Consider the following 16,999-nt stretch of genomic DNA (forward strand, 5'->3'; position numbering starts at 1 on the left):
TTTATAATTTTAGTTTTCCACTTTCTGCATCTCATATGCTTCCACAATATCCCCTTCCTTTATATCGTTAAACTTTTCAAAGGTCATACCACATTCATATCCGGCTGCAACTTCTCTGACATCATCCTTGAAACGCTTGAGCGATGCAAGTTTTCCTTCATATACAACAACACCGTCACGAATAATTCTAGCGTTTGCTGTCCTTGTTATCTTACCGTCCAGAACATAACATCCTGCAATTGTGCCAACTGCAGATGATTTGAATATTTGCCTTACTTCTGCATGTCCTATTACTACTTCTTTATAGACAGGTTCAAGCAATCCTTTCATGGCAGCTTCAATGTCATTTATAACATCATAAATTATCCTGTACATCCTCACATCAACCTTTTCTTTTTCAGCAAGTGACATTGCACCAACCTCTGGTCTGACATTAAATCCTATTATTATAGCATCAGATGCAGAAGCCAAGGTAACATCTGATTCGGTAATTGCACCAACAGCGGCATGTATGACCTTGACAGTAACCTTGTCGTTTGAAAGTCTTTCAACAGCAGATTTTAAGGCTTCCACCGACCCTTGAACGTCAGCTTTTATTATAACCCTTAATTCTTTCAACTGGCCTTTTTGAATTCTTTCAAAAAGCTCATCAAGCGATATCTTTGTACTTTGCATCTTTTCTTCTTTGAGTTTTTCCTGCCTAATCTGTGCAACCGTCTTTGCTGTCTTTTCATCCTTCACACATACAAGCTCGTCACCTGCAACAGGCACATCTTCAAGCCCTAAAATTTCAACAGGCATGGAAGGACCTGCTTCCTTTATTCTCTGACCTTTGTCGTCCATCATCGCTCTGACTTTACCCCAAGTGTTTCCAACAACAACATAATCCCCTACTTTTAATGTTCCTTTCTGAATCAAGACTGTTGCGACAGGTCCTCTACCTTTATCAAGTTTAGCTTCAATTACCCTGCCGCGTGCAGGTCTGTTTGGATTTGCTTTGAGCTCCATAAGGTCTGCAACAAGCAAAATCATTTCAAGCAGATGGTCAATACCTATCTTTTTCTTTGCAGAGACATTTACAAAGACAGTATCTCCGCCCCACTCTTCTGGAATAAGTCCATATTCGGATAGCTGCTGCTTTACTCTTTCGGGATTTGCCTCTGGCTTATCGATTTTGTTTATTGCAACTATGATAGTAACATTTGCTGCTTTCGCGTGGTTGATAGCCTCTACTGTCTGTGGCATGACACCATCATCAGCTGCAACAACAAGCACTGCTATATCAGTGACCTGAGCACCTCTTGCTCTCATAGCAGTAAACGCTTCATGCCCAGGTGTGTCTAAAAATGTTATCTTTCTGCCATTTACCTCAACAACAGAAGCACCAATGTGCTGTGTGATTCCGCCTGCTTCTTTTTCTGTTACATTTGTTTTTCTTATAGCATCAAGTAAGGATGTCTTTCCATGGTCAACGTGACCCATTACAACCACAACAGGCGGTCGTGGAACAAGGCTTTCTGGTGGGTCCTCCTGGTCCTCCAAAAGAATCTCTTCTTCAGTTTTTATAATCTCTTTTTCTACTTTAAATCCATAGTCTTCTGCTATTAAAGATGCAACATCAAAGTCTATTTCCTGATTGATATTTGCCATCACACCAAGCATTATAAGCTTTTTGATAATTTCTGCCGCAGGTTTTCCTATCAAGTTTGCAAACTCGCCAACTATAATCTTTTCTGGAATCTTTATTACCTCTTCTTTTTTCTCCTCTTGAGCTGGCTTTGTCTGCAGTTTCAAAACCTCTTTTTGCTCTTTTGATTTCTTCTTAAGTTTTTCTTTTCTGCCGCGTCTGACATGCTTTTCTTGTAAGTATTCTTCTTCTAAAAGAGTATCTTCAACTTCTCTGTCAACCTTTTCAAGTTCTTCTCTGTCCAATATCACTTCTTCATGATGTTCTTCCTCAATAGCAAAAGCCTGTTTTCTATGTTTAGGAGCCTTTTCCTGTTTCTGTTTTGTTTGAGCCTTATCCTGAAACTTCTTCTCTATTTTTTGTTCTTTTGAAACCTCGTACTTTGGCTTGGAAACCTGTTTTTTCTCTACTTCCTGCTGAAGACTAATCTCTGCAGTTTTTCTACTCTCTTGCACTGCTGTTTTGTTTCTTGCCTCAGACTTTGCTGCTTTATCTTCTTTTTTATATCTCTCATCCTTCTGTCTTTCATCACGCAGCTGTCTGCCTCGCTCTCTTTCTTCTCCCTTTCTTTCATGACGAGGCTTTTCATCAAACTTACGTGGTTTTCTGTCTTCTAGTTTTTGCCTCTTTTCTTGCACCTGCATATCTTTTGAAACAGGTCTTCTTTCTGCTCTTCTTTCTGCTTGCTGCTTGTCCTTCTCTTGCAAAATATATTCAAGTACAAGATTTATATCATTCTCTTCAAGAGCACTCATATGATTTTTGTGCTCAATGTTCAACTTGTTAAGTAAATCCATTAAATCTTTATTTTGCATTTCAAGAAGCTTTGCAAATTCATATATCCTAAGCTTATTAGTCATTCCCACACCTCCGCATCAAAACTTTTTATTGCCTATCTTTTAAAAATTCTTCAAGTTCCTCATAAAAACCCTTTGGAATATTCACTTTTAGTGACCTTTCTAATCCTTTTTTCTTCATAGCAAGTTTTAAACACTCTAAATCTTTGCAAATATATGCTCCTCTTCCTGGCATTTTCTGTTTTGGGTCAATAAAAACACCTTCATCCGTTTTGACCACTCTCAAAAGATCTCTTTTTGGTTTTATGCTCATACAACCGACGCATTTTCTATGAGGAATATACTCTTGCACATTTTCACCCCAATCAATCTTTACCCTTTATGTCTATTTTCCAACCAGTTAGTTTTGCTGCAAGCCGAGCGTTTTGTCCACCCTTGCCAATTGCAAGAGACAATTGGCTGTTTGGAACAAGGACAAACGCCTTTTTCTCGATTAGATTCAAATCAATATGAACAACCTCCGCAGGGCTGAGAGCGTTTTTTATAAACTCGCCAATGTCACTGCTCCACTTTACAATGTCAATCTTCTCACCATTCAAATGTTTTAGCACATTCTGAATTCGTATCCCCTTTTCACCTATACAAGCTCCAACAGGGTCAACCTTCAAGCTGTTAGAATAAACTGCTACTTTTGACCTTGAACCTGCCTCTCTTGCAATTGCTTTTATTTCAATTATACCCTCTTGTATCTCAGGCACCTCATTCTCCATAAGTCTTTTTATCAAATTAGGATGAGTCCTTGAAAGATAAACAATAGGTTCTTTTTCTTTAGGCGGAATTTTAACATCAGTAATATAAAACTTCATCATTGTTCCTGGCTTGTACTCTTCACCAGGTATTTGCTCTTCCATAGGAAGGATGGCTTCAACTTTCCCGCCTTCAATCTCTACAATAACGTTTTTCTTATCTATTCTTTGTATAACACCCGTTACTATATTGTCAATTTTCGACGAGTAGTTTTCAAAGATAATACTTCTTCTTTTCTCTCGTATCTTCCCTATAACTGTCTGCCTGACTGTCATTGCTGCCTTTCTACTAAACTGCGAAATAGGAACCTCTATCGCTACAATATCCCCAACTTTATATCGCTTATCAATTTTTTGTGCATCCTCAAGTGAAATTTCGCTTTTTCTATCTTTTACATTTTCGACAACTTTTCTGTACTCATAAATTTTAACACTTCCCTTTTCTGGGTCAATGGAAACTTTAACGTTAGAAAGATTTTTGTCTTTTATTCCTTTTACCTGCTTATAAGCTGTCAAAAGAGCTGATTCTAACACTGAGTATACATAATCTTTTTCTATCTTATACTCCCTTTCAAGCTCATCAATTGCTGAAAACAGCTCTTGAAAATCTAAAGTTTGTTCTTTTTTTGGCATTTTTCTGAAATCCCCCTTCTATTCTTTAGTTAAAATCTTATCGCAAGCTTTACCTTTTTTATGTTTTCCACAGGTATATCTATCTTCTCTTTATCCACAATCAAAATTAAGGATTTTTCATTTTTTTCCACAAGCTCTCCTGTAATCTTTGTGCGGTTTAAAAAAGGCTGATTCAAAAACACATCAACAACTCTTCCCCTGTTTCTTATAAAATCCCTGTCAGTGACAAGGGGTCTGTCAACACCCGGTGATGAAACTTCTAAATAATAACTAAATGGAATAGGGTCAACAATGTCAAGCTTTTCAGAAAGTTCTTCACTGACAAGCTGGCAATCATCTATTGTAATTCCACCGGGTTTGTCTATATATACCCTCAAAAAATAACTTCTACCTTCTTTTTTAAATTCTATATCCACCAAGTCAAAGCCATACTTTTCTAAAATAGGTTTTACAAGCTCTTCCACTTTCTTTGTTATCTTTGACATGAGAAATACCCTTCTCCCTTCGATTAAAGCTTTTTACTTCCTAAAAACTCCATAAACAATATTAAAGAGTGGGGGATACCCACTCTCATGCTAATTCACTTTATGTCAGCACCTCTGATTATAAATATTATACCACCTTAATTTTATTTTAACAAGAAGCGCAAAAATTATTACATCAAACTTTTGACCTTACTTCTCAAAATTTCAATAGATTTTGAAACATCACCGCTGTCAAATACATATGAACCTGCAACTATCACATTTGCACCCGCATTTACACAATCAACAATTGTTTCTTCATTAATACCACCGTCAACTTCTATCTCAAACGAAAGTCCTTCCTTTTCTCTAAGGTTAGCCAACATTTCAATCTTTTTTAAAGTATATGGTATAAACTTTTGCCCTCCATATCCGGGATTTACAGTCATAACTAAAACCATATCAACAATGCCAAGAACATTTTCTATCATGTATACAGGCGTTGCAGGATTTAGCGCAACACTTGCTTTTTTGCCAAAACTTTTTATTTTGCTGATGAGGGCATCTAAGTGGTAGGTCGCCTCTGCGTGAACTGTAATATTGTCAGCACCGCTTTGGACAAATTTTTCAATATGCTTTTCAGGATGTAAAACCATTAGATGCACATCAAAAAAAAGATCAGAATTCTTTCTCAGACTTCTTACAACCGGTGCACCAATTGTGATACTGTCTACAAAGTTCCCGTCCATAACATCTATATGAACTAAATCAGCTCCAGCCAACTCGAGTTTTTTAAGCTCACTTTTCAGGTCTGCAAAATCAGAAGACAGAATAGACGGCGCAATCTTTATCTGCAACTTTTAATCCTCTCCTTTAATCATACTCTTTTTGTGCAGGAAGTTGCATAAATATCTGTTTGTACCTTTCATACCTTTCAAAATTTATTTTTTTCTCGGTAACTGCAGCTTTTACCAGACATTCTGGTTCAAATATGTGGTTGCACCCTGGAAACTTGCACCCTTCAAAATCATAAAATTCCGGGTAATAATATTTTAGCTCATGTCTTAAAAGTCCTATTATCTCAATTGAACTAAAACCTGGCGTGTCTGCAATGTAGGTATCTTCCCCTGCACGCAAAAGTTCTACTACCCTTGTTGTATGTCTTCCTCTTTCAATTTTTTTAGAAATTTCACCCACTTTCAAGTTAGCTCCTGGAATTAGACAGTTAAGTATAGAACTTTTTCCAACACCAGACTGACCAGCAAAAACAGAGATTCTTCCCTGGATGTATTCTTTGAGTTTATCAATACCTTCTCCAGTCTTCGCAGACACACCTATCACATCAAACACACTGTACTGTTGTTTTATCATCTCAAATGTTTTTCCATCATCCAAATCAATTTTATTTACACAAATTACAGGCTTTACCTTTTCTTTTAACACATTTACCAAAAGTTTATCCAGTGCGATTAAAGATACCTCCGGCGACACTGACGCAACCACTACAATGGCAATATCCACATTTGCAATTGGTGGCCGGACAAGCTGATTTTTTCGTGGTAGAATCTTATCTATAACATACGCACCCTTGCTTTTCTCAATAATAACAACATTGTCACCAACAAGCGGAACTATGTCATCCTTCCTAAAAACCCCTCGTGCTCTGCATTCATATACATTTCCATCATGGTCATAGACATAATAAAATCCAGCAATTAGTTTTCCAATCACCCCATTTATTTGCATGGCTACTCCACCGTCTCCTCTGTTGATAATTGGTCATTTATATACATCCTGATTGTAGATGGTCCAGTAATAGGAATTTTCACCTGCAAAGGAGTCTCTTCTTTTTTCACTATTCTATCAAATACAATGCTCTCATTTCCGTTTGAGCTAACCACTATTTTAACATTTGCTTCTTCTAAATCAGAAGGTAAAATTACCGTCTTTATGATTATCTTAGTAGTGGTTTTTGGCTCAACCTTTTTGGTCACTATTAAATCAACAGTGCTTCCTTTTACAACCTGCTGCCCATAAGATGGTGATTGGCTGATAACAATATCAGACTCTCTGTCTGTGACCTCTTTATAAGTTATGTTCCCGACGTTAAGTCCGTTTTTTTGTAAAACATCCTTGGCATCAACTATATTCATTCCTGTAACGTCTGGAACTACTACTTTTTCTATTTTTGGCCCTAAGCTTACAGTCAAAATTACAGTACCATTTTTTTCTATGAGCTGGTTTGCAGAAGGCTGCTGCTCAATAACCGTATCCACTGGCTTGTCAGAATAATCTCTCTTTATCTCAACGCTCAAGCCACTGTTATCAAGCTCTATCTGGGCATCTTTGATATTGAGCCCAACCACATCAGGTACTTTGACCATTTCTGGTCCTTTGCTTACAGTGAGCTTTACAGTAATATCTTTTTTTACCTTGATGCCTGCAGCAGGGTCTTGATTGATGACTGTACCTTTCTCAGCCGGGTCGTTTTGCTCTTCAACCGAATATTTTAGCCCCAGCTCATCAAGTTTTGCCTTCGCATCATCAATCGAAAAACCTACAAGGTCTGGCATTGTTATATTATCTTCTTGATAAGTCAAGCTTTTCCCAATAGCATTATAAAATATTAGCCAACCTATTGCAACAATAATAAGCGCAGTTAAAATCCCTGCTACAACATAAATCCAATCTTTTCTTTTTTCTTTTGACTCTTTTTTTGGGTCTACTACGGTATTATCTGATTTTATCTTTTCAAGCTGAAACTGTTTGGTAGCAGCATTTTCATGCGACTCTATCTTGACAAAATCACCCTCTGGTTCAATGAGCGAATTTTTCAAATCTTGAATCATCTCACTGGCTGATTGATACCTCAGCAAAATATCTTTTTGCATTGCCTTTAAGATTATTGCTTCTAAGCTTTTTGGTATATTGGGGTTGTAAAGTGTGGGTTTTATTGGCTGTTCTTGCAGGTGTTTTAGCGCAATAGAAATCGGAGTATCTCCATCAAATGGCAAAACTCCTGTCACCATTTCATAAAGAACAACTCCAAGAGAGTACAGGTCAGACCTGCTGTCCACATATCCTCCTCTTGCCTGTTCTGGTGAAAAATAGTGGACAGAACCAATGGTGAGATTTGTGTTTATAATGGTGCCTGTTGAAACTGCCCGTGCAATTCCAAAATCTGTTACTTTGATAATTCCATTTTCATCAATCAAAATATTTTGAGGTTTTATATCCCTGTGCACAATACCTTTTTTGTGGGCATGGTCCAAAGCTCTCAAAACCTGTATAGCAATGGTTGTTGCATCTTTTGGACTGAGCCTGCCCGTTTCTTTCATAAACTCTTTTAGAGTTTTGCCATTTACATATTCCATAACTATGTAGTACATCCCGTCCTGCTCACCAACATCATAGATTGATACAATGTTGGGATGCGAAAGAGATGCAGCTGCCAGTGCTTCTGTTCTGAACCGTTGCAAAAATTCCTCGTCTGTTGCAAATTCCGACCTTAAAACTTTTATGGCAACATATCTATTCAAAATTGCATCTTTGGCTTTGTACACAACCGACATTCCACCGCTTCCTAACTTCTCCTCAACTTTATATCTGTTGCCTATTACAAACTCATCCATTCGACATCATCACCCTCACAACATCTCTTATTTTTAATTCATACCAAAAGGTAGACAACGGTTATATTGTCAATTCCGCCTGCTTCAAGAGCTTTTTCTATTAATCTTTTCCCTATTTCATCAAAACTGTTTTCCTTAAATATCTTGTGTATGTATGTCTCAAAAACCATGTTGGTAAGTCCATCTGTACACAGCAAAAAGCAGTAATCCTTACCTTTTTCTCGTGCAAACTCGTAAATATCAACTTCCAGCTCTTCTTCAATTCCAACTGCTTTTGTTATAATGTTTTTCTTGGGATGGGTATAAATTTCTTCTTTTGTAATTTTCCCATCTTTGAACATTTCATAAACCAGAGAATGGTCCTCTGTAATTTGTCTAATTTCATTACTATCTATAATGTAGACTCTTGAGTCTCCGATGTTGCTCACAAGTATCTTATCTTTATAGCAAAATAGTCCCGCTAAAGTGGTCCCCATTCCATACAAAAGGGGATTTTTTATCTGATGGTTTATAATCTTTTGGTTTGCATACCTGTAAGCTTCTTTTATAGTCTCTTTCAGAGAATATTCTAACATTTTCTGATTCAATAAAATATAGTCAAGTACATACTGGCAGGCAAGGCTACTTGCCACCTCACCTGCACTGTGTCCACCCATCCCATCAGCTATCAAGAAAATATTCAAACCATCTTCCCCTGTGTAAACAATATAATAATCCTCATTGTTTGCCCTTACATTTCCTTTTTCTGTGAGTGCAACGTATCTCACGCATTTCATCTCCTACTTTTCTGAAATGTTAAAATATCGTCTTCTCAGCTGTCCGCACGCTGCAGATATACTACTGCCAAGCTCTCTTCTGATTGTAACTTGAATCTGATATGATCTTAAGGTTTCAAAAAATGCTTTTATTTTTTCCTTTGAAGGTCTTCTGAAGCCTTTTTCTTCAACAGGGTTTACAGGAATCAAGTTTACATGTACAAGCTTACCTTTTAGCATCTTGCCAAGCTCTTGAGCACATTCAATAGAATCATTTACCCCATCTATCAGGGCGTACTCAAAAGTAACTCTTCTATTAGTCCTTTTAATGTAGTAATCAACTGCTTTCATAATATCTTCAACAGGATACTTTTTGTTTATCGGAACAAGCTTGTCTCTCAGGCTATTATTTGGGGCATGCAGAGATATTGCAAGGTTTACTTGTTTTGGAAAATCACAGAGCCTATAAATTCCTTCAACTATGCCAACTGTGGAAATGGTGATATGCCTTGCCCCTATGTTCTTCCCCTCTTTTGAGTTTATTATCTCAATAAATTTAAACACATTTTCAATGTTGTCAAATGGCTCGCCACTTCCCATCAGAACCACATTTGTTATTCTTTTGCCTGTAAAGTTTTCTGCATTGATTATCTGGTCAACCATCTCTCCTGGCGAAAGGTTTCTTACAAACCCGCCTATGGTAGAGGCACAAAACCTGCAGTTCATTTTGCATCCAACTTGTGTTGAGACGCATATTGCATTCCCATACCGATAAGGTAGAAACACGCTTTCAACTCCATTTTTATCGCAAAGTTCAAACAGGAATTTTATACTCTCTCCATCACTTTGATATTTCAAAATCTGTAAAGAGTTTATCAAAAACTCATCCTCAATCTTTTTTCGAAGTTCAAGGGGAAGATTTGTAAATTGCATTACATCAGTAGCATTTTTCTTGTAAAGCCACTCAAAAACCTGGGTTGCTCTAAAAGGCTTTTCGCCAACACTTTCAAGCCAGATCTTAAACTCATCTATTGTTAAGTCCTTTATAAGCCTTTTCATGTTCCTTATTTTTCGCCCTCTTTTCTAAGTTTAGCTATAAAAAATCCATCACATTTAAACTCATCAGGGAAAATGGTTATTTGGGATACCAATGAAAAATCTCTGTGCTTGTCTAAAAACTTTAAAACTGTCTCTTCATTTTCTTTTCTTGACAGGGTGCATGTAGAATAAAAAAGAAGTCCTCCTTTTTTTAAATAGCCTGCGGCATTGTCAAGTATTCTTACCTGCAGCTCATGAAGATTCTCAATATCCTGATAACTTTTGTTCCATTTGATATCAGGCTTTTTCCTAATTGCACCAAAACCCGTACATGGAAGGTCGGCAATCACAATGTCAAATTTTTCGGCAAAATCAGGGTTAAAAACCTCAGCGTCACTTTTTGCAACAATGATATTATCAAAACCAAGCCGCAAAATGTTTTCTCGCAATACATCAAGCTTATGTTCGTTTATATCACATGCAACAACAAACCCATCTATAACCTCTGCGCAGTTAAAAGTCTTTCCACCTGGTGCGGCACACAGGTCTATCACTTTCTTTGCTCTTTTAAAATCTTCTTGGTTAAACTTTACAACAAGAGAAGATGCCAAATCCTGAAAATAGAAATAGCCTTCCTTATAAAGTTCTGTTTCCTTTATGTTACCCTTCAAAACATGGATTATTTCATTGTTATGAGAATTAATCTCATACTTAAATCCGTTTTTTTCAAGCTCCTGTGTTAAAGTATTTACATCGGTTTTTTTAGTATTTATCTTTATACTCTGAGAAGGTTTCGTATTTAAAAATTCCAAAATTTTCAAAGTTTTTTCAAGTCCATAACTTTCTTCTAAATAATCTATTAAAAACCTGGGATAAGAAAGCTTTATTGAGACATAACTTTTATAGTTCACATCCTTAATTCTTTCCAATGACTCTTCTATTTGGTTTTTGTTTCTGATTATATTTCTCAAAATTGCATTCACAAAAGCCTTTAAATGTGGACTTATTTTGCTTGCAATTTCACATGCCTCGTTCACTGTTGCATATTCTGGAATCTTTTCAAGAAAAAGAAGTTCGTATGTTGCAACTCTTAAAATGTTTAATATCCTTCTATCCTTTACTCCTTTTTTTGCAACAAAATTAATATAGTAATCAATAAGGTTTTTGTATCTCAAAACACCATGAACCAGCTCAACAAACAAAGCCCTGTCCTTTTCATTTTTTAATTTTTGATGGAATTTTTCCATCAAAGAGTCCATACCAGAAAACTTTTTCTTTTCAACCTCAAACAGTAGGAGAAAAGCTGCTTCTCTCGTATTAATTTTTAATCATCCCTTCTTCGTTGAACTAAACTAATATAATATAAAAGCTGAAGTATAGCAACAGATACTGCTGCAACATATGTCATAGCAGCCGCACCAAGCACTTTCTTTACTGCTATCTCTTCGTCAGGAAGTATAACGCCTGATACTTTTAACGCCTCTACAGCCCTTTTGCTGGCATTTAACTCAACAGGCAGTGTAATCAAGGTAAACACAACTGCTAAACTGAAAAGCAAAATTCCAAGATTTATAAATATATCTCCATTCTTCAGTAAAAGCCCTATCAAAATAAGCGGAAAAGCCAAATTCGACCCTATATTCACAACAGGTACCATGGCAGTTCTAAGAGCCAGCCACGGATATTTTTGGTAGTGCTGAATGGCATGCCCTGCCTCATGTGCAGCAACTCCAACTGCAGCAACAGAATTGGAATCAAAAACACCCTGTGATAGTCTGAGCACTCTAAATCGCGGGTCGTAATGGTCTGTCAAAAGTCCCGGTACATATTCTACTCTGACATCATAAATACCGTTGGACCACAGTATATTTTTGGCAACCTCGGCACCTGTCAGCCCTGAAAATGTTCTGACTCTGGAATACTTTGAAAAAACCATCTGGACCCTCATTTGAGCTATAAGAGATATCAAAAATGCGGGAATAGCAAACACAAGATACAAAGGGTCAAAATAGTAAAACACTTCTCATCCTCTCCTCTTAAGCTTAGGCTAAAACATCTCCTCTTTTTATTTTATACCCATTGACAAAGTCTCTTGCACCAATCTTTTTTCCACCTTCAAGCTGAAGAAGTTTAAGTCTTATCAGTCCATCTCTAACTTTTATTATAATGCTGCTGTCATCTATCTCAACCACAGTACCATTTGGTACATTACTATTAATGTTGTCTTTATTATCTTGAGCAATTTCCATATCGTGAATTTTTAAAAGTTTTTCTTTGAAAGTTGTAAAAATCCCTGGCCATATCTTAAGAGCTCTGAACTTGTTATAAATTTCCTTTGCACACATATCCCAGTCAATTTTTCCTTCTTCCTTTTTTATAGGTGGTGCGTACGTTGCTCTGCTGTGGTCCTGTTTTACAGGAGTTATACTTTCTATATTCCTCAAAGTTTCAATTAAAAGCTGGCTACCCACTTCTGCAAGCTTTTTTGAAAGTGTCAAAATGTCATCATTATTTTCAATTTTGACTTCTTTTTGAAGAAGAATATCTCCTGTGTCTAATCCCTCGTCCATTTTCATTATAGTAACACCTGTATATTCCTTGCCATCCATAAGCACTCTTTGAATTGGCGCAGCCCCTCTGTATTCAGGCAAAAGTGATGCATGCACGTTTATGCAACCATACTTAGGTATCTCAAGCACTTCTTTGGGAAGAATTTTTCCATACGCAACAACCACGATTGTATCAGGGTTTATCTCTTTTAGAAGTTCATAAAACTCCTCGTTATTCTTTAGTTTTTCTGGTTGAACAACTTCTATCCCAACTTTTTGAGCAAACTCTTTAACAGCTGGTGCTGTCAATATTTGCTTTCTTCCAAAAGGTTTATCAGGTTGGGTCACAACAAGTTTTAAATTGACAAACGGCTCTTGAGTAAGTTTTCGTAAAACATCAACTGCAAACTCAGGTGTCCCCATAAATACAATGTCCAAATTCACTTTCCCCTTTCTAAAAAGAAAAGTAGTTTATTCTAAATCCATCTTCTCACCCTTAGAGCGCCTTTGTTCAATCTCCTCTTCAGATACAAATCGTATAACCTTGTCAACAAACAAAATCCCATCAAGATGATCTATCTCATGACACACAGCCCTTGCTAAAAGCCCCTCTGCTTCAAGTCTAAATTCATTTCCAAACCTATCCTGAGCTTTTACTATCACTTTCTGTGGTCTTTCAACCTCACCCCAGACATTTGGAACAGAAAGACACCCTTCTACATCCACAGCACTTCCTTCACTGTGTTCTATTTCAGGATTTACAAGTTCAATTGCGCCTTCTCCTATATCAATCACAACTGCTCTTTTGAGCACTCCCACTTGGGGCGCTGCAAGACCAATGCCGTTTGCTTCATACATGGTATCTTTCATATCGTCAAGAAGCTGGCAAAGCCGCTGGTCAAATTTCTCAACAACCTTCGATTTTTTGCGCAGTATCTCATCTTCATATGTTCTTATCTTTCTCAGTGCCATTTGTCTAAATTTAAACCCTCCTGTTTTTTAAAGTGTATCCAAAGGATTTACGTCGATGATAAGCGACGCGTTATTATAATTATATCTTTCTTTGATTAGATTTGCTATACTAATCATCTGCCCAGCTCTTTTGAACTTCACTAGTATGTGATACCTGTACTGGTTTTCTATTTTAAAGATAGGATTTTCACTTGGACCATAAATCTTCATGTCACTTTCATTTTCATACTCCTTGAGAATAGCATATACATGTTCTATTCCTCTTTTTGCCATATGCTGTTCTCTTGCCACAACAACAAAGTTGACTACGTACGAATAAGGTGGATATTCCATCATTTTTCTCAGTTTCATCTCCTGAGTATAAAAGCTTTCATAGTCGTGCTTTGAAGCAAACACAATGCTGTAATCTTCAGGGTTAAAAGTCTGAATTATAACTTTTCCTGGCTTTTCCCTGCCAGACCTTCCTGCAACCTGTGTAAGAAGTTGAAATGTTCTTTCTCTACTCCTGAAATCTGGCATGTTCAAAAGAATATCTGCATCTATAACTCCCACCAAGGTCAAGTCTGGAAAGTGCAATCCTTTTGCAATCATCTGCGTCCCCACAAGAATATCTACCTCTTTTTCCCTGAACTTTTTTAGAAGCTGCTGAGTTGCATCTTTTTTTGAAGTTGTATCACTGTCCATACGCAAAACCCTTGCATCTTTAAAATACACTTTTATCTCTTCCTCTATCTTCTGGGTGCCACTACCATATTGTCTGACATACCTGCTGTTACATTTTGTACACACACCTCTATATTCCTCTTTATACCCGCAATAGTGACATTTTAAATATCCCTCTTTGTGGTATGTAAGTGAAATGCTGCAGTTTTTACACATAAAAACATAACCGCACTCACGGCATATAACAATTGGAGAATAACCTCTCCTGTTTAAAAAAAGAAGAACCTGCTCACCTTTTTGCAAATTGTTCTCTATTTCATTCAGCAAAAGCCTACTAAAAATGGACTTGTTACCTTCTAAGATTTCTTTTTTCATATCAACAATTAGAACTTCTGGCAGGGTCTTGTTTATTCTGTTCTTTAATGTACAAAGAAGGTATCTTCCTTTTTTGGCATAAAAATAGTGCTCAATAGAAGGTGTGGCAGAGCCTAATATAATCGGGATATTGTTTATCTTTGCTCTCATCTGGGCAACCTCAACAGCATTTATCCGCGGCGATTTTTCGGATTTGTAGCTTGGTTCATGCTCTTCATCGACAATTATAAGACCAAGGTTATTAACAGGGGCGAAAACTGCCGAACGCGGGCCAATTACCACAACCGCTTCTTTGTTTCTGGCAGCAAGCCAACTATTTAGCCTATCTGTACTTTTCATTTTGCTGTGATATACTAAAACCTTATTGCCTATTCTATTTTGAACATTTTCTATCATCTGTGGTGTGAGTGAGATTTCTGGTACCATAAATATTACACTCTTGCCTTTTTCAATTGCATATTGTATCGCTCTTATATAAACTTCTGTTTTTCCACTTCCTGTGACTCCAAATAAGAGAATATTTCTGTATCCTCCTTCATCAAACGCAGAGATTATACTATTTAGAGCTTTGTGCTGTTCTTCAGTCAAATTATAATTAGGTTCTACCAGCGGCAGATTTTTCTCAGTATTTTCATTCGTATCAAAATTCTTCAAATCAAACTCCAAAAGCCCTTTCAAAAAGAGCTTCACTATTTTTTCTTTGTTCTCTTTTGCAATCTTTGAATTTATGCTCACCGGTTTTTTCAAAATACTTTCGTACAACTTTTTTAAATCATCATCCAAGTTCCTATTTTCTTCATGCTTTTTGGCACAGATATTATATATCTGTTTGCTGCTCACAAAAGGAGGTATAACAAGCGACAAAGCCTCTCCCAAATTCAACGCATAGTAATTTTTCATTGAAAAAGCAAGTTCTATCTGTTCCTTTGAAACAATTGAAAACTTATCAATTACAGCAAGCACGCTCTTGAGCTTATTTTCCTCTATATCAGTAGTTTGCTTTATTCCAACAACAAGGCCTTCAACTATTCTATTTGAAACTCCAAAGCTGACATACACTCTTTTCCCTATCTCAATGCTATTTTCAAGATGTGGTGGTACCAAATAATCAAACACCTTATCAACATTGGCATCCTGGTAGTTGATACAAACCTGAGCTATCATCTTAAAACTCAAACTCCATCCATTAAAAATTATTACCTCTGCTACACTTTGCAGAGGTAAGTCAATACATGGTCAAAAATTCTTTTAGCAACTTCACTTTTGTTCATTTTCGGAAGATTTTCTATCTTTTCTTTTGATATGAGTGTCACAATGTTTGTATCAACATCAAACCCTGCACCTTCTTCAAGCACATTGTTTGCAACAATCAAATCAGCATTTTTCGCTTCTAATTTCTTTTGAGAGTTCTCTAAAACATTTTCTGTCTCTGCTGAAAATCCCACAATTATTTGACCCGGTTTTTTATTCTCTCCCACAAACTTTAAGATATCTGGATTTTTAATAAGCTCAACAACCAGTTCATCCGTGTTTTCCTTTTTAATCTTGTTTTTGTTTGTAGTTTTAGGTCTATAATCTGCTACAGCTGCAGAAAAGATTAGTATATCGTACTGCGCGTAAATATCTTTTACCTTTTGATACATCTGAGAAGCTGTCTGAACATGTATAATTTCTATGTCAGCATATGTGTTGATACTCACAGGACCTGAAACAACTGTAACTTGAGCCCCTCTTTTGTATGCCTCTTCAGCTAAAGCATAACCCATTTTGCCAGATGACCTGTTTGAAATAAACCTGATGGGGTCTAAATATTCCCTTGTAGGTCCTGCAGTAATGAGCACTTTCTTTCCTGCCAAGTCTTGGTTACAAAGAAGCTTTTCTATCTCAATCAATATCTTTTGATTTTCTGGATATCTTCCCTTGCCATACACACCGCATGCCAAAAACCCTGATTCGGGCTCAACAAAGTTTATTCCCACCGATTTTAGCTTGTGAATATTTTGCTTCACAATAGCATTTTCAAACATATTAGAATTCATTGCAGGCACAATCAGCACAGGTTTGTCAAACGCCAAAAAGGTGGTGGAAAGCAAATCATCTGCAATACCATTTGCAAATTTCCCAATTATGTTTGCAGTAGCAGGAGCTACTACAAGAATATCTGCCCACGTTGTAAGAGAGATATGTTCTATATCATATGAATATTCGCTTTCAAAAGTATCTGTATAAATTTTGTTTTGGGAAAGAGTTTGCAGTGTCAAAGGAGTTATAAACTTTTGGGCATTTTTTGTCATTATTACCTTCACGTTTGCTTCATTTTTCTTTAAAAGTCTTATAAGCTCGCACACCTTGTATGCTGCTATCCCACCACATATTCCTATTAAAACATTTTTATTTTTTAATCTCATTCTTTTTCACCGGCTTTACGTACTTGTAAGAAATCTTCCCAGAGGCAACCTCATTTACTGCCATTGTAACATACTTGTCAGAGTTAAAATTGGTAATGTCAACTTTTTTTTGCGCCTGCTGAAGAAGTTGTCTTGCCCTCTTTGCAACAAGTACAGAAAGTGTATATTTATTGTCCACATACTTTAAAAGCTCGTCAAGCCCTGGTCGCAAAAGCATCCT

At 36.7% G+C, this 16,999-nt stretch carries 16 protein-coding genes; all 16 read right to left on the minus strand.

Annotated features, from left to right (window positions below; all coding sequences use genetic code 11):
* Window positions 1–9 precede the first annotated feature (9 nt).
* The gene (infB, locus tag OTK01_RS08435; RefSeq protein ID WP_029228210.1) at window positions 10–2,547 is read right to left on the minus strand and encodes a translation initiation factor IF-2; all 2,538 of its coding nucleotides are present in this window, start codon (window positions 2,545–2,547) and stop codon (window positions 10–12) included.
* Between the two features lie 25 nt (window positions 2,548–2,572).
* On the minus strand, window positions 2,573–2,797 hold the full coding sequence (gene rnpM / locus OTK01_RS08440) for an RNase P modulator RnpM (protein ID WP_049772716.1): 225 nt from the start codon (window positions 2,795–2,797) through the stop codon (window positions 2,573–2,575).
* 52 nt (window positions 2,798–2,849) lie between these two features.
* The gene (gene nusA, locus OTK01_RS08445) at window positions 2,850–3,923 is read right to left on the minus strand and encodes a transcription termination factor NusA (RefSeq protein WP_029228209.1); all 1,074 of its coding nucleotides are present in this window, start codon (window positions 3,921–3,923) and stop codon (window positions 2,850–2,852) included.
* Between the two features lie 29 nt (window positions 3,924–3,952).
* Complete coding sequence (locus OTK01_RS08450; RefSeq protein ID WP_029228208.1) at window positions 3,953–4,408, minus strand: ribosome maturation factor RimP; 456 nt, start codon at window positions 4,406–4,408, stop codon at window positions 3,953–3,955.
* Window positions 4,409–4,578: 170 nt separating this feature from the next.
* Entirely contained in the window at window positions 4,579–5,244 is a 666-nt protein-coding gene (gene rpe / locus OTK01_RS08455; protein ID WP_013432354.1) for a ribulose-phosphate 3-epimerase, read from the minus strand.
* Window positions 5,245–5,260: 16 nt separating this feature from the next.
* Window positions 5,261–6,133: a ribosome small subunit-dependent GTPase A gene (rsgA, locus tag OTK01_RS08460; protein ID WP_029228207.1), complete on the minus strand. Its 873-nt coding sequence runs from the start codon at window positions 6,131–6,133 to the stop codon at window positions 5,261–5,263.
* Between the two features lie 2 nt (window positions 6,134–6,135).
* Window positions 6,136–8,019 carry a Stk1 family PASTA domain-containing Ser/Thr kinase gene (gene pknB / locus OTK01_RS08465; RefSeq protein ID WP_029228206.1) on the minus strand — a complete coding sequence of 628 codons (1,884 nt, stop codon included), beginning with the start codon at window positions 8,017–8,019 and terminating at the stop codon, window positions 6,136–6,138.
* 38 nt (window positions 8,020–8,057) lie between these two features.
* Complete coding sequence (locus OTK01_RS08470) at window positions 8,058–8,795, minus strand: Stp1/IreP family PP2C-type Ser/Thr phosphatase (RefSeq protein WP_029672005.1); 738 nt, start codon at window positions 8,793–8,795, stop codon at window positions 8,058–8,060.
* A gap of 3 nt (window positions 8,796–8,798) precedes the next feature.
* Entirely contained in the window at window positions 8,799–9,833 is a 1,035-nt protein-coding gene (gene rlmN / locus OTK01_RS08475) for a dual-specificity RNA methyltransferase RlmN (protein ID WP_013432350.1), read from the minus strand.
* Between the two features lie 5 nt (window positions 9,834–9,838).
* Window positions 9,839–11,134, minus strand: coding sequence for a 16S rRNA (cytosine(967)-C(5))-methyltransferase RsmB (rsmB, locus tag OTK01_RS08480; RefSeq protein WP_084694633.1), 1,296 nt, complete (start codon window positions 11,132–11,134; stop codon window positions 9,839–9,841).
* A 2-nt stretch (window positions 11,135–11,136) separates the two neighbouring features.
* Window positions 11,137–11,832, minus strand: a complete 696-nt coding sequence (locus OTK01_RS08485; protein WP_029228204.1) for a zinc metallopeptidase — start codon at window positions 11,830–11,832, stop codon at window positions 11,137–11,139.
* A 22-nt stretch (window positions 11,833–11,854) separates the two neighbouring features.
* The gene (gene fmt, locus OTK01_RS08490) at window positions 11,855–12,784 is read right to left on the minus strand and encodes a methionyl-tRNA formyltransferase (RefSeq protein ID WP_029228203.1); all 930 of its coding nucleotides are present in this window, start codon (window positions 12,782–12,784) and stop codon (window positions 11,855–11,857) included.
* Between the two features lie 48 nt (window positions 12,785–12,832).
* Window positions 12,833–13,333, minus strand: coding sequence for a peptide deformylase (gene def / locus OTK01_RS08495; protein WP_013432346.1), 501 nt, complete (start codon window positions 13,331–13,333; stop codon window positions 12,833–12,835).
* 27 nt (window positions 13,334–13,360) lie between these two features.
* A complete protein-coding gene (priA, locus tag OTK01_RS08500) occupies window positions 13,361–15,535 on the minus strand; it encodes a replication restart helicase PriA (RefSeq protein WP_029228202.1) in 2,175 nt (724 codons plus the stop codon).
* A 41-nt stretch (window positions 15,536–15,576) separates the two neighbouring features.
* Entirely contained in the window at window positions 15,577–16,779 is a 1,203-nt protein-coding gene (gene coaBC / locus OTK01_RS08505; RefSeq protein ID WP_029228201.1) for a bifunctional phosphopantothenoylcysteine decarboxylase/phosphopantothenate--cysteine ligase CoaBC, read from the minus strand.
* The gene (rpoZ, locus tag OTK01_RS08510) at window positions 16,763–16,996 is read right to left on the minus strand and encodes a DNA-directed RNA polymerase subunit omega (protein WP_013403576.1); all 234 of its coding nucleotides are present in this window, start codon (window positions 16,994–16,996) and stop codon (window positions 16,763–16,765) included. The genes coaBC and rpoZ overlap by 17 nt, the downstream gene beginning before the upstream one ends.
* Between the last annotated feature and the right edge of the window lie 3 nt (window positions 16,997–16,999).

The organism is Caldicellulosiruptor acetigenus (genome assembly GCF_026914305.1).
In the GTDB taxonomy this organism is placed as follows: Bacteria; Bacillota; Thermoanaerobacteria; order Caldicellulosiruptorales; family Caldicellulosiruptoraceae; genus Caldicellulosiruptor; species Caldicellulosiruptor acetigenus.

Bases quoted from the DNA above. Each gene is read 5' to 3' on its own strand.
- rpoZ (WP_013403576.1), bottom strand. From the start codon at position 16,996: ATGCTTTTGCGACCAGGGCTTGACGAGCTTTTAAAGTATGTGGACAAT.
- priA (WP_029228202.1), bottom strand. From the start codon at position 15,535: ATGATAGCTCAGGTTTGTATCAACTACCAGGATGCCAATGTTGATAAG.
- coaBC (WP_029228201.1), bottom strand. From the start codon at position 16,779: ATGAGATTAAAAAATAAAAATGTTTTAATAGGAATATGTGGTGGGATA.
- rnpM (WP_049772716.1), bottom strand. From the start codon at position 2,797: ATGAGCATAAAACCAAAAAGAGATCTTTTGAGAGTGGTCAAAACGGAT.
- pknB (WP_029228206.1), bottom strand. From the start codon at position 8,019: ATGGATGAGTTTGTAATAGGCAACAGATATAAAGTTGAGGAGAAGTTA.
- def (WP_013432346.1), bottom strand. From the start codon at position 13,333: ATGGCACTGAGAAAGATAAGAACATATGAAGATGAGATACTGCGCAAA.
- OTK01_RS08470 (WP_029672005.1), bottom strand. From the start codon at position 8,795: ATGAAATGCGTGAGATACGTTGCACTCACAGAAAAAGGAAATGTAAGG.
- infB (WP_029228210.1), bottom strand. From the start codon at position 2,547: ATGACTAATAAGCTTAGGATATATGAATTTGCAAAGCTTCTTGAAATG.
- OTK01_RS08450 (WP_029228208.1), bottom strand. From the start codon at position 4,408: ATGTCAAAGATAACAAAGAAAGTGGAAGAGCTTGTAAAACCTATTTTA.
- rsgA (WP_029228207.1), bottom strand. From the start codon at position 6,133: ATGCAAATAAATGGGGTGATTGGAAAACTAATTGCTGGATTTTATTAT.
- nusA (WP_029228209.1), bottom strand. From the start codon at position 3,923: ATGCCAAAAAAAGAACAAACTTTAGATTTTCAAGAGCTGTTTTCAGCA.
- rlmN (WP_013432350.1), bottom strand. From the start codon at position 9,833: ATGAAAAGGCTTATAAAGGACTTAACAATAGATGAGTTTAAGATCTGG.
- fmt (WP_029228203.1), bottom strand. From the start codon at position 12,784: ATGGGGACACCTGAGTTTGCAGTTGATGTTTTACGAAAACTTACTCAA.